The 25,907-nt window shown below is 47.6% G+C and carries 25 protein-coding genes; 20 read left to right on the top strand and 5 right to left on the bottom strand.

All coding sequences use genetic code 11. The features are described 5' to 3' along the window. The first annotated feature begins 60 nt into the window (after positions 1-60). The 8 genes from rpsA (at position 61) to RNAN_RS10555 (ending at position 6,850) form a co-directional block, all read left to right on the top strand. A complete protein-coding gene (rpsA, locus tag RNAN_RS10590; RefSeq protein ID WP_148275714.1) occupies positions 61-1,740 on the top strand; it encodes a 30S ribosomal protein S1 in 1,680 nt (559 codons plus the stop codon). A gap of 64 nt (positions 1,741-1,804) precedes the next feature. After that, positions 1,805-2,089, top strand: a complete 285-nt coding sequence (gene ihfB, locus RNAN_RS10585; protein ID WP_008221586.1) for an integration host factor subunit beta — start codon at positions 1,805-1,807, stop codon at positions 2,087-2,089. A gap of 40 nt (positions 2,090-2,129) precedes the next feature. After that, a complete protein-coding gene (locus tag RNAN_RS10580; RefSeq protein ID WP_008221583.1) occupies positions 2,130-2,372 on the top strand; it encodes a lipopolysaccharide assembly protein LapA domain-containing protein in 243 nt (80 codons plus the stop codon). Positions 2,373-2,375: 3 nt separating this feature from the next. Further along, positions 2,376-3,509 carry a tetratricopeptide repeat protein gene (locus RNAN_RS10575; protein ID WP_008221581.1) on the top strand — a complete coding sequence of 378 codons (1,134 nt, stop codon included), beginning with the start codon at positions 2,376-2,378 and terminating at the stop codon, positions 3,507-3,509. A 14-nt stretch (positions 3,510-3,523) separates the two neighbouring features. Next, a complete protein-coding gene (gene pyrF, locus RNAN_RS10570; protein WP_008221580.1) occupies positions 3,524-4,228 on the top strand; it encodes an orotidine-5'-phosphate decarboxylase in 705 nt (234 codons plus the stop codon). 17 nt (positions 4,229-4,245) lie between these two features. After that, a complete protein-coding gene (locus RNAN_RS10565) occupies positions 4,246-5,970 on the top strand; it encodes a potassium/proton antiporter (protein ID WP_008221579.1) in 1,725 nt (574 codons plus the stop codon). 341 nt (positions 5,971-6,311) lie between these two features. After that, positions 6,312-6,527, top strand: a complete 216-nt coding sequence (locus tag RNAN_RS10560) for an antitoxin MazE family protein (protein WP_040552005.1) — start codon at positions 6,312-6,314, stop codon at positions 6,525-6,527. Next, complete coding sequence (locus RNAN_RS10555) at positions 6,524-6,850, top strand: type II toxin-antitoxin system PemK/MazF family toxin (RefSeq protein WP_040552004.1); 327 nt, start codon at positions 6,524-6,526, stop codon at positions 6,848-6,850. The genes RNAN_RS10560 and RNAN_RS10555 overlap by 4 nt, the downstream gene beginning before the upstream one ends. Positions 6,851-7,298: 448 nt before the next feature. Here RNAN_RS10555 and RNAN_RS18715 read toward each other — a convergent pair whose 3' ends face one another. Genes RNAN_RS18715 through RNAN_RS10540 form a run of 3 tightly spaced genes read right to left on the bottom strand, consistent with a single transcriptional unit; the run spans position 7,299 to position 10,302 of the window. Further along, positions 7,299-8,411, bottom strand: a complete 1,113-nt coding sequence (locus RNAN_RS18715; protein WP_008221575.1) for a zonular occludens toxin family protein — start codon at positions 8,409-8,411, stop codon at positions 7,299-7,301. A 15-nt stretch (positions 8,412-8,426) separates the two neighbouring features. Continuing rightward, positions 8,427-8,750 carry a DUF2523 family protein gene (locus tag RNAN_RS18710; RefSeq protein ID WP_052027285.1) on the bottom strand — a complete coding sequence of 108 codons (324 nt, stop codon included), beginning with the start codon at positions 8,748-8,750 and terminating at the stop codon, positions 8,427-8,429. Further along, entirely contained in the window at positions 8,743-10,302 is a 1,560-nt protein-coding gene (locus tag RNAN_RS10540; protein WP_008221573.1) for a hypothetical protein, read from the bottom strand. The genes RNAN_RS18710 and RNAN_RS10540 overlap by 8 nt, the downstream gene beginning before the upstream one ends. 254 nt (positions 10,303-10,556) lie before the next feature. Here RNAN_RS10540 and RNAN_RS19125 point away from each other — a divergent pair, with 254 nt between their 5' ends. The 4 genes from RNAN_RS19125 (at position 10,557) to corA (ending at position 13,722) form a co-directional block, all read left to right on the top strand. Then, positions 10,557-10,781, top strand: coding sequence for a hypothetical protein (locus tag RNAN_RS19125; protein ID WP_148275707.1), 225 nt, complete (start codon positions 10,557-10,559; stop codon positions 10,779-10,781). 158 nt (positions 10,782-10,939) lie between these two features. Then, positions 10,940-11,743 carry an undecaprenyl-diphosphate phosphatase gene (locus RNAN_RS10535; RefSeq protein ID WP_008221572.1) on the top strand — a complete coding sequence of 268 codons (804 nt, stop codon included), beginning with the start codon at positions 10,940-10,942 and terminating at the stop codon, positions 11,741-11,743. A gap of 3 nt (positions 11,744-11,746) precedes the next feature. Next, positions 11,747-12,772, top strand: coding sequence for an FAD:protein FMN transferase (locus RNAN_RS10530; RefSeq protein WP_008221571.1), 1,026 nt, complete (start codon positions 11,747-11,749; stop codon positions 12,770-12,772). Beyond that, a complete protein-coding gene (corA, locus tag RNAN_RS10525) occupies positions 12,769-13,722 on the top strand; it encodes a magnesium/cobalt transporter CorA (RefSeq protein ID WP_008221569.1) in 954 nt (317 codons plus the stop codon). The genes RNAN_RS10530 and corA overlap by 4 nt, the downstream gene beginning before the upstream one ends. 400 nt (positions 13,723-14,122) lie before the next feature. Here corA and RNAN_RS10520 read toward each other — a convergent pair whose 3' ends face one another. Then, on the bottom strand, positions 14,123-14,698 hold the full coding sequence (locus tag RNAN_RS10520) for a hypothetical protein (RefSeq protein WP_008221568.1): 576 nt from the start codon (positions 14,696-14,698) through the stop codon (positions 14,123-14,125). Between the two features lie 179 nt (positions 14,699-14,877). On the opposite strand from RNAN_RS10520, the gene RNAN_RS10515 reads away from it, so the two are divergent. From RNAN_RS10515 to RNAN_RS10490, 6 genes are all read left to right on the top strand, one after another. Continuing rightward, positions 14,878-15,597, top strand: a complete 720-nt coding sequence (locus tag RNAN_RS10515) for an AHH domain-containing protein (RefSeq protein ID WP_008221566.1) — start codon at positions 14,878-14,880, stop codon at positions 15,595-15,597. Next, positions 15,597-16,190: a hypothetical protein gene (locus tag RNAN_RS10510; protein WP_008221565.1), complete on the top strand. Its 594-nt coding sequence runs from the start codon at positions 15,597-15,599 to the stop codon at positions 16,188-16,190. Before RNAN_RS10515 ends, RNAN_RS10510 begins: the two co-directional genes overlap by 1 nt. A 136-nt stretch (positions 16,191-16,326) precedes the next feature. Further along, on the top strand, positions 16,327-16,884 hold the full coding sequence (locus tag RNAN_RS18705) for a hypothetical protein (RefSeq protein ID WP_008221562.1): 558 nt from the start codon (positions 16,327-16,329) through the stop codon (positions 16,882-16,884). Between the two features lie 229 nt (positions 16,885-17,113). Next, positions 17,114-18,046: a chromate resistance protein ChrB domain-containing protein gene (locus RNAN_RS10500; protein WP_040291277.1), complete on the top strand. Its 933-nt coding sequence runs from the start codon at positions 17,114-17,116 to the stop codon at positions 18,044-18,046. Then, a complete protein-coding gene (gene chrA, locus RNAN_RS10495) occupies positions 18,043-19,410 on the top strand; it encodes a chromate efflux transporter (RefSeq protein ID WP_008221558.1) in 1,368 nt (455 codons plus the stop codon). Before RNAN_RS10500 ends, chrA begins: the two co-directional genes overlap by 4 nt. Before the next feature lie 54 nt (positions 19,411-19,464). Further along, a complete protein-coding gene (locus RNAN_RS10490; protein WP_040552019.1) occupies positions 19,465-20,208 on the top strand; it encodes a superoxide dismutase in 744 nt (247 codons plus the stop codon). A 121-nt stretch (positions 20,209-20,329) separates the two neighbouring features. Here the strand turns inward: RNAN_RS10490 and RNAN_RS10485 are convergent, their stop codons facing one another. Next, the gene (locus tag RNAN_RS10485) at positions 20,330-21,388 is read right to left on the bottom strand and encodes a DNA-binding protein (protein WP_081502289.1); all 1,059 of its coding nucleotides are present in this window, start codon (positions 21,386-21,388) and stop codon (positions 20,330-20,332) included. Between the two features lie 248 nt (positions 21,389-21,636). Between RNAN_RS10485 and RNAN_RS10480 the strand changes: the two genes are divergently transcribed. Both RNAN_RS10480 and RNAN_RS10475 read left to right on the top strand, forming a co-directional pair. Beyond that, positions 21,637-22,878 (top strand): site-specific integrase, encoded by a 1,242-nt coding sequence (locus RNAN_RS10480; protein ID WP_040552002.1) that lies wholly within the window; start codon positions 21,637-21,639, stop codon positions 22,876-22,878. Between the two features lie 17 nt (positions 22,879-22,895). Further along, positions 22,896-25,898, top strand: a complete 3,003-nt coding sequence (locus RNAN_RS10475; RefSeq protein WP_008221552.1) for a Tn3 family transposase — start codon at positions 22,896-22,898, stop codon at positions 25,896-25,898. The last annotated feature ends 9 nt before the right edge of the window (positions 25,899-25,907 follow it).

The raw sequence follows: 25,907 nt of genomic DNA, 5'->3' as shown, positions 1-25,907 counted from the left end.
TAAATGTAGCAACCCCACAACGCATGATGCAGCGTGGAGCACTTAACTGAAAAAGTGAATATGACTGAAAATTTTGCACAATTATTTGAGGAAAGCCTCAAAGCCATCGAAACCCGTCCGGGTGCCATTGTTAAAGGTACTGTTGTTGCCGTTCTGAAAGACGTCGTTATGGTTGACGCCGGTCTGAAATCAGAAGCCGCTATTCCGGTTGAGCAGTTCAAATCTCTGAACGGCGAAATCGAAGTTAGCGTAGGCGATATCATTGACGTAGCTTTAGACGCTATCGAAGACGGTTTCGGCGAAACGCTGTTATCACGCGAAAAAGCCAAACGTCACGAAGCCTGGGTACGCCTGGAAAAAGCTTGTGAAGACAAAGAAACGGTTATCGGTGTTATCACTGGTAAAGTTAAAGGTGGCTTCACGGTTGAAGTTGACGGTATTCGTGCATTCCTGCCTGGTTCATTAGTAGACGTACGTCCGGTGCGTGACACGCTGCACCTGGAAAACAAAGAACTTGAGTTCAAAGTTATCAAGCTGGATCAGAAGCGTAACAACGTGGTGGTATCACGTCGTGCGGTTATTGAATCAGAAAGCAGCCATGAGCGCGACCAGCTGTTAGAAACGCTGGAAGAGGGCATGGAAGTTAAAGGTATCGTTAAGAACCTGACTGACTACGGTGCATTCGTAGACTTAGGCGGCGTAGACGGCTTACTGCATATCACTGATATGGCGTGGAAGCGCGTTAAGCACCCAAGCGAAATCGTTAATGTTGGCGACGAAATTCCGGTAAAAGTACTGAAATTCGACCGCGAGAAGCAGCGCGTATCTTTAGGCCTGAAGCAAATGGGCGAAGATCCGTGGGCAGCTATCGCTTCACGTTACCCAGAAGGTGCGAAAATCACTGGTCGCGTAACTAACCTGACTGACTATGGCTGCTTCGTTGAAATCGAAGAAGGCGTTGAAGGCTTAGTACACGTTTCAGAAATGGACTGGACCAACAAGAACATCCACCCATCTAAAGTGGTTAACCTGGGTGACTCTGTTGAAGTTATGGTACTGGAAATCGACGAAGAACGTCGTCGTATTTCATTAGGCCTGAAACAGTGTAAAGCTAACCCATGGGAAGAGTTCGCGAAGGGCTTCAACAAGGGTGACCGTGTAAGCGGTAAGATCAAGTCAATCACTGACTTCGGTATCTTCATCGGCCTGGACGGCGGCATCGATGGTCTGGTTCACTTATCAGACATCAGCTGGAACGCCACTGGCGAAGAAGCGGTACGTGAGTTCAAGAAAGGCGACGAAGTACACGCTGTTGTACTGCAAGTTGACCCAGAGCGCGAGCGTATTTCTTTAGGTATCAAGCAGCTGGATGAAGATCCATTCAACGGCTACCTTGCTGACAACAAAAAAGGTGCTATCGTTAAAGGTGAAGTAACTGCCGTTGACGCTAAAGGCGCTACTGTTATGTTAGAAGGTGGTGTAGAAGGCTACATCCGTGTATCTGACATCGCGCGTGAGCGTATCGAAGATGCGACTACAGTACTGAAAGTAGGCGAAGAAGTTGAAGCTCGTTTAATGGGCGTTGATCGCAAAAACCGCGTAATCAGCCTGTCAATCAAAGCGAAATTCGAAGCTGAAGAAAAAGAAGCTATGGACACTATCAACAGCAAGCAACAAGAAGCTGATTTTGGTGGTAACGCTATGGCCGAAGCATTTAAAGCTGCTCAGAAGCAGGATTAATTGCTAACAAAGCAGGGGGCTTATGCCTCCTGCTTTATCCAACAGCAGGTTTGCCGGAGGGTCTATGACCAAGTCTGAATTAATTGAAAAATTAGCTACTGATTTCCCCCATATTCAGGTCAAGGATGTTGAAGCTTCAGTTAAAGAAATCCTCGAGCAGATGGCACAATCGCTTTCAAGCAACGAACGCATTGAAATTCGTGGCTTTGGCAGTTTTTCACTGCATTACCGTGCGCCTCGTGTCGGCCGCAATCCAAAAACCGGTGACAAAGTTGAACTGGACGGTAAATATGTACCGCATTTCAAGCCAGGTAAAGAATTACGTGACCGGGTAAAAGACAACACCTGATCTCAAACTATTGAGTTTGCAGGCGTAAACGGAGTTTCCCTTGCGCAGACTACTTTTTATCGCCGTACTGGTAGCCCTGGTGGTAGTAGGGGTGCTGTTTGGTTCAATTAACCAGCAATTAGCTGATTTACATCTTCTTATTATCAGTGTGCAGTTACGGGTAGTAGATATTGCACTGATTTTCTTGTTATTGGGCGTGTTACTGGGCCTGCTTATTGCCATGCTGTACTCCTTGCAACGCAAAGCTAAAGGTTGGCTGCGTAAAACAGCGGATCAGCGTTAAATCATGCTGGAGCTGCTGTTTTTATTATTGCCGGTTGCAGCAGCCTATGGCTGGTTTATGGGGCGTAACAGCCTGAAGCATAAAGAATTAAAAGGCCGCGCCAATATCACCCGCAACTTATCTTCCGGCTTAAACTTTTTACTAACCGATCAAGAAGATAAAGCGATAGAGCAGTTGTTAGAGCTGTTGGATATCGAAGCCGCCACCATTGAAACCTATCTGGCACTGGCTAATTTATTCCGCCGCAAAGGTGATTGGGATAAAGCTATCCGTATTCACGAAAAGTTACATCAATTAAAACTGCCCAAGCCGCAGGCACAGCAAATACAGTTCGAACTGGCCAAAGATTACTTTTGCGCCGGTTTATATGACCGGGCAGAAAAACTGCTGGTTAGCCTGGTTAAATCACCGAAGCTAGCCGATATGGCGTTAAAACAGTTATTTAGCATCTTTGTTGCTACCCATGAGTGGCACAAAGCTGCGACCTACCAGACGGCAGTAGATGGCACTGAATCGCGCTCGCTACGGATTGCCATGGCCAATATGCAGGTAGAAGCCAGCTTGCAGGATGAAAACCGGCAACAGTTGCTGCTGACGTTGGCCGAGCATTATCCGGCGGCTATCCGGCCTAAGTTTGAGTTGGCGAAGCAGGCATTGGCGCAGCAGGATATAACGCTGGCTAAATCGGCACTGTTATACATTATTGAACACAAGCCACAGTGGAGCGCAGATCTGCTGCCGCTGTTGGCCAACTGCCAACTGAGCGACGAAGAGTGGTATCAGCTGTTAAGCCGGTTGGTGAATAAACAACATAATACCAGTGCGGTGGTGCTGTTAGGGCAGTGGCTGGCACAACATGGCTCTACCGCCGCGGCCGAGCAGTTTTTACTGGATAAATTAGCTGCTTCGCCCAGTATCCGGGTGTTTCAGCAGCTGCTTAAAGTACGCCAGCAACACTCTGCACCCGCAGCTGAAGCGCTGTCGTCGGTAGAAGAGCTGGTAAATGCCTATCTGGCAAAAAAATCATTATATAGCTGCCGCAATTGCGGCTTTAATACCCGCAATCATTATTGGTTGTGTCCGTCCTGCCAGCAATGGGAAACCGTGGAGCCAATTGCTGGTATTGATGGCCGTTAGTCAAAGGAAACCCTATGTCGTGTCAGACCCCTGTCGTCGTTGCACTGGATTTTGAGCAGCAAAATCAGGCGCTTAACTTAGTGAGTCAACTTGACCCGGCACTGTGCCGGTTGAAAGTAGGCAAAGAAATGTTTACCCATTTTGGTCCGCAGTTTGTGCAGCAGCTGCAACAGCGCAACTTTGACGTCTTTTTAGATCTAAAATTTCATGACATTCCCAATACGGTGGCTAAAGCCGTAAAAGCCGCTGCGGATCTTGGTGTATGGATGGTGAATGTGCATGCCAGCGGTGGCAGTAAAATGATGAGCGCCGCGCGGGAATCTTTGGTATCCTATGGTACTGATAAACCTCACCTTATTGCTGTTACAGTGTTAACCAGTATGGAGCAGGCAGACTTAACGGAACTGGGTATTACGCTAACACCGGCACAACAGGTACTGAAGCTGGCGGCGCTTACGCAGCAGGCTGGTTTGGATGGTGTGGTATGTTCAGCGCAGGAAGCTACACTGTTAAAACAGCAATGTGGTAAAGACTTTATGCTGGTGACGCCCGGCATACGCCCGGCCAGCAGCAGCCAGGACGACCAAAAGCGCGTGATGACACCAGCCCAGGCCGTTGTTGCCGGGGTTGATTATATGGTAATAGGCCGGCCAATCACTAAGGCGGCCCAGCCGTTGGATGCGCTACATGCCATCGTTCGGGAGATCTCAAACGCATAATTAATCAGGAGGTTAGGGTGGATGGCATAAACCTCGCGATATTAATTGGCGGTTTTCTTTTTGTAATTAGCATCATAGCTACCCTTATCTCGGCGCGTTTAGGCGCGCCCATGCTATTGGTGTTTCTGATCATCGGTATGCTGGCTGGCGAAGAAGGCCTGGTTGGCATCCAGTTCGACAACCCTCAGGTTGCGTTTCTGATTGGCTCTATCGCGTTAGTCATTATTCTGTTTGACGGCGGTATGCGCACCCACCCGCAGCGCTTTCGTGTAGCACTGGCGCCGGCTTCAATGCTGGCTACCGTCGGTGTGGTGCTAACCTGTGGCATCGTGGGGGTTGCCGCCGCTTATTTACTTGATTTGACCTTACTGCAAGGCCTTCTGCTTGGCGCTATTTTAAGTTCTACCGATGCTGCTGCCGTGTTTTCGATCTTCCAATCACAGGGCCTGAGAATAAAAGAGCGGGTAGCATCAACGCTGGAAATAGAGTCGGGCAGTAACGACCCTATGGCGGTAATACTAACACTGACGCTGGTTGGGGTATTGGCGCAGGGTGAGCCGTTAGGCTGGGGCGTAGCACAAACCTTTTTACAACAAGCCATCGTTGGCGCCGTAATGGGCTATGCCGCAGGGCGTATTTTTGTGCTCTTGTGCCGCAAGTTACCGCTTAGCTTTGCATTTTTCCCGCTGTTGGCAGTGGCCAGTTGTATCTTTATTTATGCCGTGACTAACACCTTTGGTGGCAGTGGCTTTTTGGCTGTTTATTTAATGGGTTACCTGGTTGGCAATGCGCGCTTGCCACAAATTATCCACATCTTACGCATGCATGACGGCTTGGCCTGGATCAGCCAAATCAGTATGTTTCTGATGTTAGGTTTATTGGTGGTACCCACTAATTTACTTGATCACCTGGTGCCGGCATTACTGCTGGCAGGCGTACTTATTTTTATTGCCCGTCCCATTGCTGTGCTGGTCAGCTTAATACCTTTTCGCTTTCCGGCCCGCGACCAGTTGTTTATCAGTTGGGTCGGGCTGCGCGGGGCAGTGCCCATTATACTGGCGTTGTTTCCCTGGTTGGCCGGTATGCCAGACGAGCATTTGTATTTCGATGTGGCTTTTGTGGTGGTAATCGTATCTCTGGTGTTGCAGGGCTGGAGCATAGTACCGGTAGCGCGCTGGTTAAAGCTGGAGGTGCCAAAAGAGGTCGCGCCGGATCAGGCGATGCCGCTGGATGCCGTGCCCAGTAATGATGTGATGGAGGTGTTGGCATTTAACGTAACTGACAGCTCACCGGTGTTAGCGCTCAGTTGGTCTGACTTACAGTTTAAACAGCCGATCCAGTTTTTAGGCCTGATCCGCGATGGCGAGTGGATTTTGCCGGAGAAAAAACCGGCATTCACGGCGAAAGACACCATTATGGTGCTGGCAAAGTTAAAACACGTGCAGAAAATCAGTGAAGTGCTGGCCAAAGATGCAGAAAAATCTGTACTGAGTAACAGTAACTTCTTCGGTGACTTCGTGCTAAATGGCAATATCAGCCTGCGCGATTTAGATGCGTTCTATACCATTAATCTCGCTGATCAGGATAGCCAGCAAACACTGGCCGGTTATATCGCACAGCGCTTCCACCGCCGCGTGGTTATTGGCGACCAGGTGCAGTTAGATCAATTACTGTTAACGGTACGGCAGGTTAACGATGCTGGTGAAGCTACCCAGGTAGGTATTAAACCAGTAACCGATTAGTCTGGTGGTAGCAGAGTAAAACTTAGTGAATACAGGGCTATCTGAAATGGACCCGGCGTTTTATCAGCCAGCATAATACTGACGTGGCTGAGCAAAAGCACCAGGCACAGGTTTATGCCACAAAGGTAAAGGTATTCACACCTTGTACGATGAAATGGCATTAGCGAAACGGCTCAATAGCATAGAACAGCTGCAAGCCGATGCCAGTATAAAACAGCATGTCGAATGGGTTAAAAAACAACGGATAGCTGGCTAGAAAGCCTTACTGTTTTGACAGACCTAGCTTGTTACATGAAACATTATGAGCTAAGCTGTTTCATGTAACAAAGTAGGAGATAGCTATGCCAAGTATCGCGACAAGAGTTAAACAACACAGAGACCGACTTAGGCGCGCTGGTTTGCGTCCAATTCAAATATGGGTGCCAGACACTAGGGCTGAGGGCTTTTTAGCTGAGTGTCGCAAACAAAGCCTTTTAGTAGCATCTGCAGATAAAGATGATGCTGAGTTAATGGAAATTATGGAGAATGCATTGACAGATATTGAGGGCTGGGAATGAGGCGTGGCGATTTAATAACAGTTGCTGTGCAAGGCGACTACGGAAAGCCACGGCCAGCCCTGATAATACAATCAGATAATTTCGACATACACCCAAGCATCACAATTTTACCGATCACATCAAAAGTCGTAGAAGCACCGCTAATCAGATTTACCGTGGTGGCAAACGATAAGAACGGCTTAACCAGAGACTCTCAGGTAATGATTGATAAAGCGACAACCATTCTCAGGGAAAAAGCAGGTAGCCGGATAGGCTCAATCGATAGCTCTGCAATGCTAGAGATTGAACGTTGTTTGGCAGTATTTTTAGGAATAGCAAAATAGGAAATTTAGAACAGGCATGCCGCAATTAAGCTACAACTAAATATCCCATAATGAAATTTTTATGTTAAATAATATCCTTTAAATTCATTGTGTTATGTTAGATAAAAGGCCGGTTAAATCAACTGGCCTTTTTTGTAAGTTTTGGTCAGGAACAGAAAAAGCGCTAAAACTGGCAAAAATGGGTCAAAATGAGACAAGAGTGGACTATTACTGTCGTCCACCCTCCGCAAATCGTACCGATTCAGGTACAAGCATAGATAAGTTGTTTTTTTAAGGCTTACAGCAAAAGAAAAGCCGCCTTAAAAGGCGGCTGGTTTGGCAGAGGGAAAGCCGATGGCTTTCGGTTGACCGTTGCGCGCATCGCTCCGCGCTGTGCTCACTGCATGGCCTGCGGCCATAGAAAAGCGCTGTCGCATAATCCACCGGCTGAGCAAGCTCAGGCGGTGGATTAAAGCGAAGCGCTTAAGTTTTCTTTTGTCTGTTCAGGCACCCTGCCAAATGATTCGGTGGTGGGCATAAAACGAAACCACAGCTTAACGTCACCCTTTATGGCCTCAATGCCAGAACCTTTAATAACAAAGCTATAACCCAACTGCTTGAAGTCGTTCATATACAACTGGTCAATAATGCGCCCCTGTGGATCTTCCCAGATAACAAGAAAATCCTGAATGTATGTTGCGTAACTGGCTAAGTAAGTCAGCTTTGGGTTATAGCGTTCAGAATTAGCCTGCACAAAATCCCAGCTTTTAGGGCGTGGAGCTTCTGTGCGGGTCTGTAGTTCGTTTTTAGGTGCTTGCTGTGGGTTAGTATTGGTTTGCTGTATATTTGCTTGCTGTGGCGCTTCTGGCTGCTGTGGCGTCTGAAAAAAGTTGTATAAGTGGTAAACCGCATACAGGCCAACGAATATCGCTGCCGGTACGCCGTATTTAATGCCGCCGGTTTTGAGTATATTTAGCCTGTCGTCTTGCAGGTTATCTTTGTTTTCCGTGTCGGGCTGGTGTGACAAATAGGCGCCGAAATAGGCAGGGTCATACTTCTTAACGCCTGAGTTTATCTTAGTAAATGTTATCTCGCCTTTGCCATCAAGCGAGCCTTGAAAGGCTGTCCATTTGTAGCTATTTTCCTTGCCGACCATATCCAGCTTTAAAAACTGAATTTTGCGCTGTGTACGCCTACGCCAGAGGTTATTGCAGTCAGCAAGTGACTGCCCCATTGTGATGATGTCTAACCCCCTGTGACCGTGTTCAGTGACAAATTGCGTTATCTCAGGGCTTAACTTTGTACGGCCAGCAGGGAAGAAGTTTTGCAGTTCGTCAATAATGACTAAGGCGTCATTTTCAACATGCTGGTAAATGGTTGGCACCTGTTCTTCTGTAATGTGAACAAGCAACTGGTTGCACTGCTCAAGAGTGATTTCAGCTAATTCAGCAATTTTTTCGTAGTTAAGGCCGTTTATCCTAGCGAATACTTTACGGCCTTTTTTTAGTGCGGGAACAATGTGTTCTTTAGTGGCTTCATAGCTTTTGCCGGAGCGGGGCAAGCCTTCATGGAAAATTATCATAAATCACCTTAAAAGTTACCAAATGCCGAAAGTAAATAGCTTGCGCATTAAGCGGAATACATAAGCGCCGCCAAGTATAGATAAGCCTTCAGACAAACCAGACTGGCCGAGAAAGTAAATAACGGAGTCGGGTAGAGCATTGAACAAACCCTGAAGACCAACGGCAGCAAATTCAGGTGGTGAAAGTTGTTCAAAAAGGAATGCTGTAACATCAAGCGCCATTTCGAAGCACCATAGCATCAGGTCTTTAAAAAACGTGAGTATAAGTATTGCAATGTCTTGAACCCAATCTATAAAACCTTGCCAAAGCTCTGTAAACCATTCTTTTATGCTATTCATTTGTAAATGCCACCCTAAACGCTAAAAAACTGAAAATAAGCACAATAATCGACCTGATAGCAGGCCAGATATTGTTCATTGTGTCGCTGCAAAGTTGGTCGATGTTGATATTAAAGGAGCCGCCAAAAGGCATGTCTACTGTGGTTTGCCACGTTGGACAGCTGGCAGAAAGTGCAACATCAAAGAAGCCTTGGACGGCCTGCATAACGGGCGCTTCAAGCAAGCGATCTTTGAATGCTAGAGCAACCGTTCTAAAGTCTTTTTCAGCCCAATCATTAGGACTTACAAAATCCTCTAGTTTGTCGGTGTTATAAGTTGGCTGCGGATTTGTCGGCGGTTCATCGTCGCCTTGTTCGTCCAACTTGTCGGATATTTCTTTCAACAGGCGGTTGGTTGCGTCCTGCTTTGCAGCCAAATTGCTGTCACCCTTACTTGTGTTAGTTTTAATGTCAGACATTAATCGGGCGAGTATATCTAGGCGGCTTTCGGTACCACCAAGAACATCTTTAAAATCGCTTTTAATCATATTGTTTAACGGCGTGTCTGGGTCGGTAATATTGTCGTCAGGGTCTGGTAACGGCTCCTCAGGGGCGTCATTTTCAAAGCAAAAGAACTCACCGTTAACAGTTCCGCAGCCGGCTTCGCAAGTCATTATGCCGTTGATTTTTGCGCATTTTTGGTTAGGGTCTTCAAGGCAGAAATTCTGGCCGTTGCCAAGCTGGTAGCACTTTTCGGGTGTGTCTGGTGGCGTGTCTTTTTCGCTTTCGTCACACTGGCCGCCAGTGAAAACACCGGTAACGCCGTTCTGGTCAGGTATAGGTTGCCAGCGCTGGTAAATAGTGCCGTTAATATTAACGTCAGAACTAGCCCATTTAGTGGCTATCAGCTTGCAATTACAGCTTGGTATGTCGCCGTCTTCGTTATCATCGCGGCTGATGCAGTTAGGCGGGTTAGCCTGGCTATATGTGCCATTAGCTGCGTAAAAGTAGTTTATACCCTGTGGGTTAGAGCCGGTTAAGTCGGAGCAATCGCAGGGTGGCTTAGGTGGTTCTGGAGTGTAATAGCAATAGTTCCCCATCAACTGGCCGTCATCATACCAAACGGGGCCTATTGGGAAATCCTGAGGGCATTCAACTTCGCCTGATAATGACCAACGCAGGGTAGCTGTAACGTTGTAAACAGTAGGTGTAACAGTTTCGGTAAAGGTGCATTGTGGGCCGGTGGCTACAGTACCATCACCGACACGCCTAGTAGATGTGACTTCTTTGGTTTGTACAAGAGAAACAACTTGTGATTTTATTTCGCCTGTGACCATGCCAGCTGGACACTGAGGGTTTAAATTGTCAGTGTTTACAATTTTAGTAATTTTGTTGGTGGTGCCAAAAGCACAGGCTGGGGGGTCTGCGGTCATATCTGTAGCGGTCAAGGCATTTTTATAAGATGCAAGGCTGTTAAATTGGTTTGTGCCTGTAATGCCGCCTTGGGGGGTAATACTTTCGAGTTTGCAAGATGATTCAAGAGCTGATTGCCCACAGCCACCAACAGCAGGCAAAGGGATTCCACCGTCAGGGCAGGTTAAAGGCTCGCTGGCAAATGAGCCAAAAGGAGGGTCCGACGGGATTCTGAATTTTTTTCACAAAAAGTATATTATCCAGCTGATTAATATAGGCATTCATACTGCTAATCCAATCTTAAATCAGACTTTAAAAGATACAAGTCGCCATTATCCGAAGTTGGTTTCAAAACGATTTTGGACTGTGTATAGTCGGTTATTCTTGATATGAATACCCCTCAACTGGAGAATACATGACCGTAAAAGAACTGACGATTGGAAGTACCGGCTTGGTTTTGGATTCAGTCACGCTTGATGTTGACTTAAGTAATGCCGATAGAATATCCATCGAAGACCACCCGCAAGGCAACTGCCTGGTGTGTCACCCTGCCCGAGCTCGTATTACTGATGAGCAAGCGTCGTTACTTATCAATGCTGGTGTCGTTGATAGGCGTAGGTGTAGCGGCTTACAAACCTAATCCCGCCGGCGCATTGTTGCACCGATAGCGGCACCAACAGACAATGCCAGTACATGCGAAAACATTTTAGCCCCCTTGAACCTAAAAACGGCGTTTATGTTAAACTGCTGTGATTTTTGCCGATACAGCTTGCTGATAATACGGAACTTTAACGCGACATGAGTACACTTTACGCTATTTTTCTTGGCATTTTACAGGGTATTACCGAGTTTTTGCCGATTTCCAGCTCTGCCCATCTTATTCTGGCACCTCTGGTTACAGGTCAGATCGATCAGGGACTGGCATTTGATTTAGCCGTGCATCTTGGCACTCTGTTGGCAGTGTTGTTGTACTTTCGCCGTGATGTGTTCAGCTTAACAACAGATAGCCTGACTGCACTGTCAAAGCGACAACATGTCGGACAAAGCCCCCTGGCGCTTGCTGTTGTGCTCGGCACTATTCCGGCCTGTATCGCTGGTTTACTACTATTGGATTTAATTGATACCCACCTGCGCTCGGTAGCCGTTATTTTTGTTACTACTTTAGTATTTGGTATATTGCTCGGTTTTGCCGATGTTACGGCTAAGGCTGAACGCGATTTGTCAACATTGACACTGAAGGACGCGCTGCTGGTGGGGTTAGCCCAGGCCGTTTCTCTGATCCCCGGCACGTCACGCTCTGGTGCAACCATCACAGCAGGCTTGCTGCTGGGTTTAACCCGGCAAGCCGCTTCGCGCTTCTCATTTTTACTGGCGATACCGATCACCTTTTTAGCCGCCAGCGTTAAATTGCTGGAAGTGATTAGCACTGATGCCGCCAGTATCGACTGGTGGGTATTTGCCATCGGCAGTGCCTCTGCCTTTGTTACTGCGCTGGCGGCCATTCATTTTTTTCTGGCCTGGTTAAACCGCTTTGGTATGTGGCCTTATGTGATTTACCGGCTCCTGCTGGCTGCAGCAATTTATTGGTTTTTATTGAGGTAAGCTATGCACCTTTTTCGTTTAGCCATCCTGTTTTTGCTGTTTCCTTTGCTGGCCAGTTGTCATCAAGCCCCTCAGCTGGTGAAACTCAGTGGCGAGGCGCAGGGTACCACCTGGCATATTAGTTACTGGAGCAACAACGACGCCGATACCGGCAAGGTAAAACAGCAAATTGATGCAGAATTTGCCAGGATTGACAAACTGATGTCAAATTACCGCGACGATTCGGTGATTAGCCAGTTTAACCAACAGCAAATCAACACCTATCAGACGGTTGGCAGTGAGTTAGTGCAGTTAATAGAGCAGGCCAGGTTGATTAGCCATGCCTCACAAGGCTGCTATGACCTGACGGTTAAACCATTATTCGACTTATGGGGCTTTAGGGCTAACCAGTTCAATCAACCCTCAGCGGAGCAAATCAATACTGCGCTGCTTAGTACCGGCATGCGTCATCTTGGCACAACAGCACCGGATAAAGCCGCAAAGGGGGTAACGGACTTAACAGTCGATGTCTCGTCAATCGCGCAAGGTTATACCGTTGAGCGCTTAAGTGTGATATTGCAAAACAACGGTATTCAACATTTTATGGCAGAAATTGGTGGTGAGCTATTAACACAGGGCCATAAGCCTGATGGCTCAGCGTGGCGTATCGCGATAGAGCGGCCTCTGCCGGGCAGTCAGCAACTCCATAAAATCTTACAAATGAGTACAACAAAACGTGCTGCCGTGATGACATCCGGCACCTACCGCCACTATTTTACTGCCGATGGTCAACGTTTTAGCCATATTCTGGATGCCCGCACCGGCAAGCCGGTTTTACATGACACAGTATCTGTCACCTTAGTGCATGATAATGCTACGCAGGCTGATGCCTGGTCTACTGCACTACTCTGTTGCGGCTATGAGCAAGGCATGGCAATTGCCACTGCGCAGAATTTAGCGGTACTGTTTATTGTGGAGAAAAACGGCATCTTAGTTGAACACGCCAGCCCGGCATGGCAACAAAGCCGTTTATTATCGGAGGTACTATGATCCGGTTATTTAGCATTGAACAAAGCATTATCCGCGAGACCGCCAGTTCTGATCCCCCTACGCTGGAACAGGTGCGTAAAGCTCACTGGATAGACGCCCACGAACCCACCGAGCAGGAGCGCGAGTTACTCAGCACCTTGCTCAGCGTTGAGCTGCCCGAGTCAGATGACGTCGAGGAAATTGAAGCCTCTGCGCGTTGTTTTGTTGACCAGGCCGGTATCCACGTACATTCATTGTTTTTATCGCCTCAAGAAGGCCGCCACAGCACTGTCACGGTGGCTTGTATCTTACAGCCCGTGCGTTTAATAACCATCCGTGAGGGCGATATCGCCGACTTTCGCCTGCTACGACTGCGCGCCCGTCGCGGTCAGGTCAGTTGCGCTGATCCGGCAGAATTGCTGGTGACCATGCTGGAGCAAAAAGTCGAGAACCATGCCGATACGCTGGAGGATATTCATCATCAGCTTGAACAGGTCAGCCATCTGGTACTGGAAGAAAAAGACTCTGAACTCTATCAGGCGATCAGCAAACTGGCACGACTGGAAGACAGTAACGGTAAAATTCGCCTCTGTCTAATGGACACTCAACGCGATATTTCTTTTTTGCTGCGCAACCTGAAAGGCCGGCCGGCACACGATGAAACGTTGCGCGAAATTATGCGCGACGTTGAAACACTGATGTCGCACACCACCTTTTTGTTCGACAAAATTAATTTCTTAATGGATTCAACCCAGGGCTTTATTAACATTCAGCAAAACCAAATCATTAAAACCTTTTCTATTGCTGCCGTCGTATTTCTGCCACCAACACTGGTGGCCAGTGCCTACGGCATGAACTTTGACTATATGCCTGAGCTGAAGTGGTTGCTGGGGTATCCTTGGGCGCTGGGGTTGATGCTAATTTCCGGTTTCGCGCCTTATTGGTTCTTTAAACGTAAAGGTTGGCTGTAACGCCACAGAGGATTTAATAAAGTATTTCAGCAGCGTACTATTACTGTTAGCTTGTATTAACAGCAACACAGTTTGGGGCTGGGCCCAGACAGGTCATAGGATCACCGGGCAAATTGCAGAGCAACGGCTTAGCCCATACGATAGGGCTGCAAAGTACTTAGCCACTTTCATAAAGCAGTGACAATAAAAAACCGCCTTGGTATGGCGGTCTTTCCGCAGCGCTGATTACTAACAACGCTGTATGTGAACGTACTTAATCTACACGGCGAATGGTACGCCAACTTCTATTTTAAATCAAATATACGGGTGTTTCTTTTAAGGCCATAATCGAATTTCGGCATGCCGAAATAAATTCACTGACATATTAGCGACCATGTATAAGTCACCTGATGACTCAGGGTTATTCCAGCTCCTGGAACTTCAGACCTGTAAGCTTAAACTGCTCAATGATATCTTTGAATGAACTTGGTTTATCGGTCGAGAAAATTCCCAGGCCAAGGCCTTCAACGCGGAATAACACGCCATCTTTTGCCCGGTGGCCATCCAATACTAATTTTTCAAACATTCTGCTCGGCGTGCCATCGCGCCGGATAAATCTCTTCGACGCGTGTTCATTATATACGTCCTCCCGGGCCAGGACATGAATGATGTACCAGCGCCAACCATCCACATGAATAGGCAGGAGCTCTACGTACTCGTTTATATACGGCCGCAGCTTTTCGCAAGTATCAGCTGACGCAGCGAAAGCTGTTGAACCGAAGGCGGCAATGTCGGGTAGCGGCCTGATCCGTTCAGTCGGGTTATAAAACCACGTCACCTCAGGCGGAGCCCAGTTGTCTGCCAAGGGCTTGCCATACAGACCGACCGGTTCATCAATTTGCATAATCAGCTCTAACGCTGATTCCTGCAGCATGGCAAACTTTCTGACGTTGGTGGCCACTACATAACACTGTGTATCGGTTATTACATCGTCCATCACCAATCGTCCGTTTATTCAAAACCTGCCAGCCGGCAGCACTGGAAAGTGCCTATTATCCATGACTTGCCGAAATAAGTGAAATATACGTAAAGAATAAATTTACAAATGATTGATATGGCAGCCGTCTAAAATTAGAATACCGGCAATTGCTGGTATATGAGGGAGAGAACGTCAGGATGAAAACGAACACGCCTATCCAATACTTCAGCTTTCCAAAACCGGAAAGACCACTGAATCCATCCCCGCTTGATATGATTATTTATCAATACGAGCTTAAAGCCAGTGAATTTCATAACGGCAGAAACAGCCAGGCTCCAGTTAACGAGACAGCAAAGCAAAAAGCTGAGCGCATAGCTAAGCGTGATAAAGACTGGCAACACTTGCGTTTGGAGCGCCGAAAAATTGCTGCGCACATTATGTACCAGGAAAATCTCACGGCTTATCGCAAATCTAGCGAGTCGAAGACTATCCGTGAACTGGCAACCGAAAACCATCATCCAACAAAGATGTTGGCCAGAAACTTACTTGCCGTAGGTGAGCCGAAACCAACACCAATCCATGAGGCTCACCATATCATCCCGGGCTCAGGTAAACATCGCAAAGAGTTGATTATCAGAAGTCGCCTGAATCTGCATGCATTTGGGATCGGTATTAATGACCCGTTAAATGGTATCTGGCTGCGTAATTTTGCGAAGAATACTGCTGATGACTGGGCCACGCCTGAATCACCGGCACACAGGCCAATTCATACCTACAATTATGAAACTTGGATTGCGTCAAAGTTTTCAAACGATAATCTGCCTGAGCGTGTATTCTTGTCACGGTTACAAACCGTAAAACGTGAACTTCGCTCAGGTACTCACCCGGCTGATATTCTTCAGAGGAAAGCCGGCTGATGGAAAATGAATTAATGGTAAAGACAACAACAGTATATCGGCTAAAGCCCATCGAAAACGCTTATGAAGTCCCGGATTTGGATTTGTTTCAGTTCGCTGACATCCTTGGTGATGACGATTTATCGTTAGTAAGGCGCCAACCCAGAACCAACGAAAGTTTACTGGAAAAATGGACACCGAGCAGGTGTGAGCTGGCTTCGGAATACAAGCAAGGACTGCCAGTACCGGATGTGTCCTTCTGGGGTTCATACTTGCTGTTATCGGAAGAGGCTTATAACGCGTTTAAAGCCATACTGGGTGATGCCGGAGAGTTTTTAGCCCTGCAGGTTGGCTATATGCAGATGTATATTTTTGTGCCGATGCAGTTTGTAAAAGAAGATATCTCGAAAACTGTACGTCACTATGAAGACGGGTTTGAGTGTGGGGTTGAGACATTGGCATTTGAGCCGTCATCATTGGCAGGCAAGACTGTTTTTAAATCAGAGATGTATGGTACTCATGGCCTTTTCGTAACGGATTGCTTTAAAGCCGCCTATGAAAAGCACAACTTTACTGGTGTAGCGTTTGTTGAGGATCTGGCCGGCATTTTCTAGCGATAACCGTCAACAAAGCCCGGCGACATAAAAGACAACACGTCTATGGTCACAGATAAGCTGGATTATCTGGCCTGCGGGTTCAATTAAGGCATGGTGTTTTTTCAGTGGATAGTGCGACGCCCGGAGGTAGTTCATGATATTCCGAATTGAAGCGCCTAAAAACACGCACGAGATTATCGATTTTGATGTGCTGAGCATGGCCGACATGCTTGGCGATAAAGACTTCAAGTTGGTGAGACGGCTGTCAAACTCCAATGTGAGCATTGCGGACAGATGGGTGAAGCCCAGCTGTGGTTTCAATAAAAAATACAAGAGTAAAACTGAACCCAGTGATGTTTCGCTTTGGGGGAGTTTCTTGCTGTTGAGTCCATTGGCTTATAAGTCGTTATCCTCAGAGTTATCTGCTCATGGTGAGTTTTTACCTATTGATTTAAAAGATAAAGATTGGTTGCTATTTAATTGTTTGGCGTTAGGCGCAGAGTCTTTGGCTGAGTGTGTTACTCATGAGGCTGAGTTAGAGAAACTGGTTTTTGATGAGCGCAAGCTGGCTGATAAGTTCATTTTTAAATCTGCATTGGAAGGATGTAAAACGCTTTTTTGTGATGACCGCCTGAAGATAGCGGTGACTCAGCTACCAGCGTGTGGGGTAAATTTTAACACCAATTTGGTTGAGCAGTTTTTAGTGTTGTGATGTATTGATGGAATAACTGCCGCGTGTTCATTACTTAACAATATTCAAGCTGCAGGTTTCCCCGGTGAGAATACTGCAACACTTTCCCCACCTCCTTGCCCGGAACTCAGCAGCATTCTCAAGATCAAGCCAGCCGTTAAACTTACCATACAGTTTTGGCCTTTTCCTGTACATCTTCAGGTAATTGTCATAGACTTCAATCATATTTCTGTAAACAGCTCTACATAATATGAAGTGGATACTACTTATTTTATCACTACCTACCTTAAACGCGACAGCGCGGATGCGGGTGTGGCGAACCCTTAAATCTGCGGGTGCGGCAGTATTACGCGATGGTGTTTATCTACTTCCCCAACGGCAAAAGCACCAGCAATTATTTGATGGTTTGGCACAAGAAATCGAAATAAGTAAAGGCTCTGCTTATGTACTCTTGTTTGACACGGAAGATGCAGGACAGTTTAGTGGCATGTTTAACCGTAGCGAAGCCTATGCCCTCCTTTTGCTGGAACTACAGCCGATAAAAGAATTGTCAGTCAGCTCGTTACAAGAAGCGACACGGCAGCTGCGCAAACTGCGTAAAAACTTCACGGCTATCGCAGCAATTGATTTCTTTCCCGGCGAAGCGCAAGCGCAAGCGCAGCAAGCGATACAAGATCTCGAGCTCCAACTCAACCGCCAGTTATCACCCAACGAACCTCATGAACGTACAGGGCAGATCACACAGTTGGAGATCAATCTGTATCGCAGCCGCTTATGGGCAACCCGTCAGAGACCATGGGTAGATCGCCTGGCCAGCGCGTGGTTGATCCAACGTTTTATCGATAGCGATGCCCGCTTTATTTGGCTGGTTGCACCGGAAGATTGCCCCGCAGATGCCTTGGGATTTGATTTCGATGGGGCCAGTTTTACTCATATCAACGGAAAAGTCACTTTTGAAGTCCTGCTTGAAAGTTTTGGTTTAAATAATCCTGGCTTGGATCGTTTGGGAGCCTTGGTACATTTTCTGGACGTAGGTGGTGCCCAGCCAAGTGAAGCAAGTGGACTGGAGCAGATCTTGTGGGGATTGCGAAACAGCATTAGTGACGATGATCAACTCATCTCAAGTGCCAATAGTGTTTTCGACGCGCTATTTGCTGCTTTTAGTGAAAAGGAGACACCATGAGCAACATTACAGAATTAACGTCCCATCAACAAGTTCAAACGCCTGCCCCTGTCAGTTTTTGGCAGGCTTTTCTGTTCTGGCTAAAACTCGGCTTTATAAGTTTTGGCGGCCCGGCAGGCCAAATTGCTATCATGCATCAGGAGTTGGTAGAGCGCAGACGTTGGATCAGTGAAAAACGATTTCTGCATGCGCTCAATTACTGCATGGTATTGCCGGGCCCTGAAGCGCAACAACTCGCCACGTACATTGGTTGGCTAATGCACCGCACCTGGGGGGGGATTGTGGCGGGTGTACTGTTTGTATTACCGTCTCTCTTCATTCTGATCGCGCTTTCGTGGGTGTATCTTGCCTATGGTGATGTGAGTTGGGTAGCCGGTTTGTTTTATGGTATCAAACCGGCTGTAACGGCCATAGTTGTGCATGCCACACACCGGATCGGCTCCCGAGCATTGAAAAATAACATGATGTGGGTGATTGCCGCTGCAGCATTTGTAGCGATATTCGCACTTAGCGTGCCTTTTCCTTATATCGTTATTGCGGCAGCGCTCACCGGTTATCTGGGCGGCCGGTATTTACCTGACTATTTTAACAGTAACGGCGGGCATGGCGACTCAGGGAAATCGTTCGGAACGGCGTTACTCGACGATAATACCCCCACACCCAAACACGCCATTTTCCGCTGGTCGCGTTTCAGTATGATTTTGATTGCCGGTATCGTCCTGTGGGTAATGCCTATGCTTGCGCTTTGGGCAGTTTGGGGCTGGGAACACACCTTTACGCAAATGGCATGGTTCTTTACCAAAGCCGCCTTGGTCACTTTTGGCGGAGCCTATGCGGTATTGCCCTACGTCTATCAGGGAGCAGTCGGTCAGTATGGCTGGCTCACCCCGACACAAATGATTGATGGACTCGCTCTGGGTGAAACCACGCCGGGGCCGCTTATTATGGTCGTGGCGTTCGTTGGTTTTGTCGGAGGATATGCCAATGCCGTATTTGGCCCCGACATGATTTTTGTCGCCGGCGCCGTTGCCGCGACTATTGTCACGTGGTTTACGTTCTTACCGGCCTTCATTTTTATCTTCGCCGGCGCGCCCTTTATTGAAACGACACACAATGATCTGAATTTCACCGCGCCATTGACGGCGATCACTGCAGCGGTGGTAGGCGTTATTTTAAATCTGGCTCTATTTTTTGGTTACCACATTTTGTGGCCAGAAGGGTTTGATGGGCAGTTTGAATGGATATCTGCCGTCATTGCTGTCGCAGCGGGCATCGCATTATTTCGTTACAACATGAATGTAATGAAAGTTATCAGCGCCTGTGCACTCGTCGGGCTTGCGCTTACATTGTCGGGGCTTGCTTAAACCGGGTGTCAATCTACTTAATGTTGACTAACCATTTAAATGGAGAAAAAACCAGTGAATGACCTTGATCAAAACAGACGTGATTTCCTGATTGCCAGTGCTGCCGCGGCCGGGAGCTTACTATTGAGCTCACCTGTAAATGCCGACGCAATCGTTAAAACAGCTAACACGAGTGTAGGAGAAAATTGGATGAACCCAGAAATTAAGCCCAAACCGCTGCCTTTTGATGCGGGCAAATTAAAAGGCCTGTCTGCCAATTTGATAGAATCACATTGGGCGAATAATTACAGCGGATCGGTGAAAACCCTAAATGCAGTGAATGATAAATTGAGCCAGGCACTTGCAAACACCGACACGCCGGCGTTTCTCTACAATGATCTCAAGCGGGAGCACTTGATCCGTACAGGCTCAGTCATTTTGCACGAGTTATACTTTGATAATTTGGGTGGAAATGGCCAAGCGGATGGCGAACTACGCTCTGCAATTGCCAAACAATTCGGCACCTTTGATCGCTGGGAAACCGAATTTAGAAAGATTGCCCAGGGTTTAGCTGGGGGGGCCGGCTGGGTTGTTTTAGCGTACAACACCCATTTCAACAAGCTGGAAAATTATTGGATGGGTGATCACGCGCATTATCCGGTGGGAACCATACCATTGCTGGTCATGGATATGTATGAACACTCCTACCATATGGATTTTGGCGCTGCTGCAAGTAAATATATTGATGCATTTTTTCTCAATATAAACTGGGACAAAGTCGCCCAGCGTTTGCAACGACCTATGGCAAATTCAGTTTAAACAACACACTGCCAGTGTTAACCAGGTTGCTACATTGAACTGAATATGAGATGGGAGCAGGTTCAGTTCAATGTAGCAACCGGGGGCAACGCCTCTGGTTGATCCGGATTGATTGGGGGGATTAGTCAAGATCAGCATCGACCACAATCACGTCTTCGCCTTTGATATATTGGGTCGGCGTCGACATGGCGTTGATGGTAGAGAATGTCTGCCAGAGTTGCTGCTGGGTACTGAGCGAAGCGGATAACGCGGCTCTTTCCTGCAGCCAGGCTTGTTCTTTTTGCTGCAAACCCGCCACCTGAGCCAACGCCGCAGCGCATTGTTCTTGGAGTTGGCCTAACTCCTTTTGCAGCGTCGCAAGCTCTACGTCTTTGCGGTAAAGTTGCTGCTCGACCTGTTGACGGTTGTCCTGCAACATAGCTAACTGTTGCTCAACTATTTTGACAGACTGCCGGGCTTGGTGAAGCTCTGCGGATAACTGTAGCGTCTGCTCTTTCTGGGAAGTGCATTCTTGCTGTTTCACACTGATAGTTTGTTGACTTATTCTCAGTTCAGCCTGTAATTGTTGGATCTGATGTTCATGCCGCTGGAGTTCTTGTTCGCGTTGCGTCTGTACTGAATCACGATAGTGCTCTAACGCTTTCCTGGCATGTTGATGCTTTTCTTCCAACGAAGCAATGTGCTGCTCTTTCGTGCTGAGTAAGCTTTTAAGATGCGCATTATCGCCGGTTAAGGCCGTGATTTTCAGCGTGTCTTGCTGGTGAGAAGTGAGTAGTTGCGTATTTTTTTGTTCAGTCTCTGAAAGTTGATGCTGCAATCGTTTGGTCTGCTCAGTCAGATCCTGAACTTGTGTCCGCAGCCGATCAGAGATTTCCTGCCAATTGGCCTGTGCGGCCTGATGAGCAGCTTTGGTTTGCTCGAGCTGAGCCATCGCTTCTTCTTGCAACCTTCGGGCTAATTGGACGACGGTTGCCCGAAGGGTATCCGTCAATAGCTGTTCGTCATGCAACAGCGTCGAGTCATCCTCTTCCAGCTCCCGTAGCCAGCGTTGAATGGTTGAACGCGAGCCAGTATTGCCCAATTCAACGCGAAGCGAATCGAGCGTCACGGAGTGACCTGCGTCTATGAGCCGTTGTCTGGCGTCTTTTACGTCGTCTTTGGTGATACCGGTTCTGGCCATATCAATCTCATTTCGTACTAATACGTAATATGTATATACATACTATATAAAAAATAACATTAGTCAAATTTTCGACATTAATAGCAAGTAATAATTATAGTTTATTACTTGTTAAGCGCTGAGCCAGGTTAAATCTGGTTTTTCAGGGTACGTAATTCAGCCCTTTGGATCAGGTATACTTGCGAAACTCATTAGCAACGCTGTACAGTACACCGTATAAAAAACAATCAAATATAAACGTAGGTGCAGTGAATACCCTGGATCAGTATTTACAGGCTGCGACACGGGACAATACCCGACGTAGCTATCAGGCTGCTGTGGAGCATTTTGAAACCCAGTTTGGTGGAGTACTGCCGACCACCAGTACGGAGATCTGCCGCTACCTGGCGAAGTATGCCGTTACTTTGTCGTTTAATACCCTCAAACAGCGCCTTTCCGGGTTATCTGCCTGGCACCGGCAACAGGGGTTTGCCGATCCGACGAAATCCCCGATGGTCAGAAAAGTACTAAAAGGGATCCGCGAATTACATCCGGCCAGGGAAAAACAGGCTAAACCTTTGCAACTGGATACGCTCGCTCAAATCAGTCATTCGTTAGACGCAAGTGAGGCCTTGGCCATCCGGGTTAATGATCAGCCATTGCTGCTGCGGACGTGTCGGGACCGGGCATTAGTTCTGGTTGGTTTTTGGCGCGGATTTCGGGGAGACGAGCTGTGTCGGATGGAGGTAGAGCACATTTCGCTGGCTACAAACGAAGGCATGCAGATCTATCTTCGCCGAAGCAAGGCCGACCGATCGAACAGAGGGGAAATATACCGTCTGCCTGCGTTGGCACGTTTATGTCCGGTGCGCGCACTGGAGCGGTATCTGGAGATCTCCGGGTTAAGCCAGGGGCCGGTGTTTCGTGGCATTAGCCGCTGGGGCCATGTAAGTCAAACTGCGTTGGCGGCCAAAAGCATTATTCCGCTGCTACGTCAGATCTTCTCCCAGGCCGGGCTCATTGATGCGGACCATTACAGTGCACATTCTTTACGTCGCGGTTTTGCGACCTGGGCTGGCCAGAGTGGTTGGTCCCTAAAAGCATTAATGGAGTACGTGGGATGGAAAGATCTGAATTCCGCGATGCGCTATATCGATAGTCCGGATCCCTTCTTACAGAGTGTTGAAGTAGTCGAGCTGCAATCTATAAGCGCACTCATGGCGACCCATGAGCTGGAACTTCACTATAGCCTGCAGCGGTATCATAAAAATAGCCGTGATCCGGTCAAAGTCCGCCAGAAAATAGACCGTTTCTGTCTCAAACCCTTACAGGCAGAGTGTATTGACGAAACGAACCATCGTTACCGATTGACACTGGCCACACAGGATGAAGCGCAACTGGATGAACGCATTGATGATTTACTGGCCACGCTGTATCACATGGCTCAGGATCATCAATGCATGATTGAGATAACCCTGACGGAGCCGGCGACTGGACGTTATTGGGATTAATAGGGAGTGTGCAACGGATGCAGAGTGGCTATCAGGATACCGCGTACCCGGTACTCGATTCACAATACAGCGCCAGGCTGCTTGAAAAGCATTACCGGCCGACAGAATTGGAGCTTAGTTGGGCTAGTGCCTACCGCAAGCCCTTGCACCGGCTCGGCTTTCTCATTCATCTGAAGTTATTCCAGCGCATGGGATATTTTGTTGTTCCCAAAGACTTTCCGCTACCGCTGATCCGTTATCTGATGAAGTTCTCTGGGGTAAACAGCTTACCGTCACAGTCAGAATGGGCTACCTACAACAAGTCGGCGGCACGGTTTAAACAGTTGGAAGATATCCGCAATGCCAGAGGCGTACGGCGTTACACAGACGAACACCAACCGTGGCTGATGGATATTGCCAGAAAGGCAGCACAGACCAAGGACAATGTCGCCGACATCATCAATGTCATGCTTGAGGAGCTCGTTCGCTTCTGTTTTGAACTGCCCGGCTTTTCTGAGCTGCAGCGGATCGCCAGGCTTATCCGCAATCAGGTGAATACGGCTTATTTTGAATCCATCGTTGAAGGCCTCAGTGCTGAGGCAAGGCAGCACATTGATACCCTGTTGCAGAAGGATGCTGAGCAAAATTACAGCGCCTGGCAACAGCTTAAACGTGAACCCAAAAAGCCGGGGGCTAAAGAGATCAACTTTTATCTGCAGCATGTCGGGTGGCTGCTGAGCTTGTCAGACATCATGCCGGAGGTGCAAATCCCCGCGGTCAAACTCAAGCAATTCCTGACCGAAGCACAGGCCTTAGATATACAGGAAATGCGTGAGCTAAAGCCCACCAAGCGCTATGCTCTGGCTGTACTGCTGATCCGCGGCCAGAAAGGTAAAGCGCTGGATGATGTAACCAACATGCTGATCCGGATGTTGCGTCAGATGGAAAACCTGGCTCAGAAAAATCTGGAAGAATACATTCTGCAGCAGCAGAAAAAGGTCAATCAGCTTATTCAAACGTTACGTGCCGTGGTGGTCGCGTATGACCAGAACGGCTCCGAATTGGATAGGCTGAGCGCCGTGGGTGATGCCCTTAATCCGAGTAGCGATGTATTACTGGCCCGGTGCGACGAATATCTTGCTTACTCCGGCAATAACTTTTATCCCTTTTTACTGACCCCCTACAGAATCAAACGGGGGCTGATGTACCGCTGTCTGGATGTATTGCAACTTCAGAGCGCAACCAGTGATGACAGTACTATCCAGTTGCTCCGTTTGTTGCTTTCCTTGCGGAACAGCCACAAAGAGTTTGTGCCGGCGCATCAGGTGTTGTCGTTCTGCGACGCTGATCCAACGCCGTTGTTTCCGGCACAGTGGAGCAAGCTGATAAAGCTTCCACAAGGTAGAGATGATTCGGAGGTTAAATACCACCGCAAATATCTGGAACTGGCTATCTGGACCTTACTTAAGCAGGAGTTGGATTCGGGGGATGTACATGTATTGCATGGACAAGAGTACTACGATCATCGGGAAGAATTCGTCACGGTGGAGGAGTACGAGCAGGAGATTGACCGTTATGCCCAGGAAATCGAACTGCCCGTTAACCAGCCGGATGAATTTATTGAGTTACTCAAAACCCGGCTTACTGAAACCGCACTGCGGGTCGACGAGCGCTTTCCCGGTAATGACAGTGCCACGATAAAGTCGGGCCGGCTAAGCCTGAAAAAAACCAAGCGGGAACGTCCGGATAATAAGGTTGAAGCGTTAAAGGAGCTGATCAGTAACAAAATGGACACCACCAGCATCGTTGACATCCTGACAGATACCGAGCACTGGTTAGATCTTCATAAAATTGTCTATCCGCACTCTGGCAATAAAAGCCGGCTGGACAATCCGCAATACCGTTTTATCGCCACCTTATTTTGTTACGGTTGTAATCTGGGTCCGACACAAACCGCGCGTTCTATTAAGGGGTTAAGCCCGCGGCAAATCGCCTGGCTAAACATTAAGCAGGTTAGCGAAGTCAAACTGGATAAAGCATTAACAAAAGTGATTAATGCATACAATCAATTTGATTTGCCAAAATTCTGGGGCGACGGTAGCCATGCTTCAGCCGATGGCACGAAGTGGGAATTGTATGAGCAGAACATGATGTCCCAGTACCATATTCGCTATGGTGGCTATGGCGGTATAGGCTATTATCACGTGTCAGACACTTACATTGCGCTATTTAGCCACTTCATTCCCTGTGGCACATACGAGGGTGTCTATATCCTGGACGCGCTGCAAAAAAATGAGTCAGATATCCAGCCTGACACCCTTCATGGGGATACCCATGCCCAAAGCTATACTGTATTTGGATTATCACACTTACTCGGTATTAAGTTAATGCCCCGGATCCGTAATATCCATGATTTGAAATTTTTCCGGCCTGATAAACAAGTCAAATACCAACATATAGACGACTTATTTACCGGCAACATCGACTTTGAATTGATCCGAAAATACCTGCCAGATATGCTCAGAGTGATGGTGTCCATTAAACTTGGGCGGATCACTCCTTCAACGCTATTGAAGCGATTAGGCACTTACAGTCGTAAGAATAAGCTGTATTTTGCGTTTAAGGAGCTGGGGAAAGTCATACGGACCATATTTCTGCTGAACTACATTGATAATCCTGTCATGCGTCAGACCATTCACGCGGAAACCAATAAAACAGAAGAGTTCCACCAGTATAAAAGATGGTTGTTCTTTGGTGGTGAGCGCATCATTGCCGAAAATATTCGCTATGAGCAGCAAAAAGTCGTCAAGTATAACCAGCTGGTGGCCAACATGGTAATTCTGTATACCACGGCAAAAATGACGCAAGTATTGAAGCAGTTAACAGCCGAAGGGCATGAAATTACTCCCGAATTACTGGGATGTCTCGCTCCGTATTGGACGTCGTATATTAACCGGTTTGGAGATTACAATATTGACATCAACAGACCGATAGAACCATTGGATTTTCATCTCAATATTTCAAAAAATACAGATAGTTGAATCACTTTT

The organism is Rheinheimera nanhaiensis E407-8 (assembly GCF_000296695.1).
Classification (GTDB): Bacteria; Pseudomonadota; Gammaproteobacteria; order Enterobacterales; family Alteromonadaceae; genus Alishewanella; species Alishewanella nanhaiensis.
The sequence above is the reverse complement of the archived record's forward strand: the minus strand, read 5'-3'. Positions and strand labels throughout refer to the sequence as shown.

Excerpts from the sequence above, each read along its gene's own strand:
- RNAN_RS10520 (WP_008221568.1), bottom strand. The coding sequence starts at position 14,698 with ATGGACGATGTAATAACCGATACACAGTGTTATGTAGTGGCCACCAAC.
- RNAN_RS18715 (WP_008221575.1), bottom strand. The coding sequence starts at position 8,411 with ATGATAATTTTCCATGAAGGCTTGCCCCGCTCCGGCAAAAGCTATGAA.
- corA (WP_008221569.1), top strand. The coding sequence starts at position 12,769 with ATGATCCGGTTATTTAGCATTGAACAAAGCATTATCCGCGAGACCGCC.
- RNAN_RS18710 (WP_052027285.1), bottom strand. The coding sequence starts at position 8,750 with ATGAATAGCATAAAAGAATGGTTTACAGAGCTTTGGCAAGGTTTTATA.
- pyrF (WP_008221580.1), top strand. The coding sequence starts at position 3,524 with ATGTCGTGTCAGACCCCTGTCGTCGTTGCACTGGATTTTGAGCAGCAA.
- chrA (WP_008221558.1), top strand. The coding sequence starts at position 18,043 with ATGAGCAACATTACAGAATTAACGTCCCATCAACAAGTTCAAACGCCT.
- RNAN_RS10535 (WP_008221572.1), top strand. The coding sequence starts at position 10,940 with ATGAGTACACTTTACGCTATTTTTCTTGGCATTTTACAGGGTATTACC.
- RNAN_RS10555 (WP_040552004.1), top strand. The coding sequence starts at position 6,524 with ATGAGGCGTGGCGATTTAATAACAGTTGCTGTGCAAGGCGACTACGGA.
- RNAN_RS19125 (WP_148275707.1), top strand. The coding sequence starts at position 10,557 with ATGACCGTAAAAGAACTGACGATTGGAAGTACCGGCTTGGTTTTGGAT.
- RNAN_RS10530 (WP_008221571.1), top strand. The coding sequence starts at position 11,747 with ATGCACCTTTTTCGTTTAGCCATCCTGTTTTTGCTGTTTCCTTTGCTG.
- RNAN_RS10575 (WP_008221581.1), top strand. The coding sequence starts at position 2,376 with ATGCTGGAGCTGCTGTTTTTATTATTGCCGGTTGCAGCAGCCTATGGC.
- RNAN_RS10510 (WP_008221565.1), top strand. The coding sequence starts at position 15,597 with ATGGAAAATGAATTAATGGTAAAGACAACAACAGTATATCGGCTAAAG.
- RNAN_RS10500 (WP_040291277.1), top strand. The coding sequence starts at position 17,114 with ATGAAGTGGATACTACTTATTTTATCACTACCTACCTTAAACGCGACA.
- RNAN_RS10475 (WP_008221552.1), top strand. The coding sequence starts at position 22,896 with ATGCAGAGTGGCTATCAGGATACCGCGTACCCGGTACTCGATTCACAA.
- RNAN_RS10485 (WP_081502289.1), bottom strand. The coding sequence starts at position 21,388 with ATGGCCAGAACCGGTATCACCAAAGACGACGTAAAAGACGCCAGACAA.
- rpsA (WP_148275714.1), top strand. The coding sequence starts at position 61 with ATGACTGAAAATTTTGCACAATTATTTGAGGAAAGCCTCAAAGCCATC.
- RNAN_RS10515 (WP_008221566.1), top strand. The coding sequence starts at position 14,878 with ATGAAAACGAACACGCCTATCCAATACTTCAGCTTTCCAAAACCGGAA.
- RNAN_RS18705 (WP_008221562.1), top strand. The coding sequence starts at position 16,327 with ATGATATTCCGAATTGAAGCGCCTAAAAACACGCACGAGATTATCGAT.
- ihfB (WP_008221586.1), top strand. The coding sequence starts at position 1,805 with ATGACCAAGTCTGAATTAATTGAAAAATTAGCTACTGATTTCCCCCAT.
- RNAN_RS10560 (WP_040552005.1), top strand. The coding sequence starts at position 6,312 with ATGCCAAGTATCGCGACAAGAGTTAAACAACACAGAGACCGACTTAGG.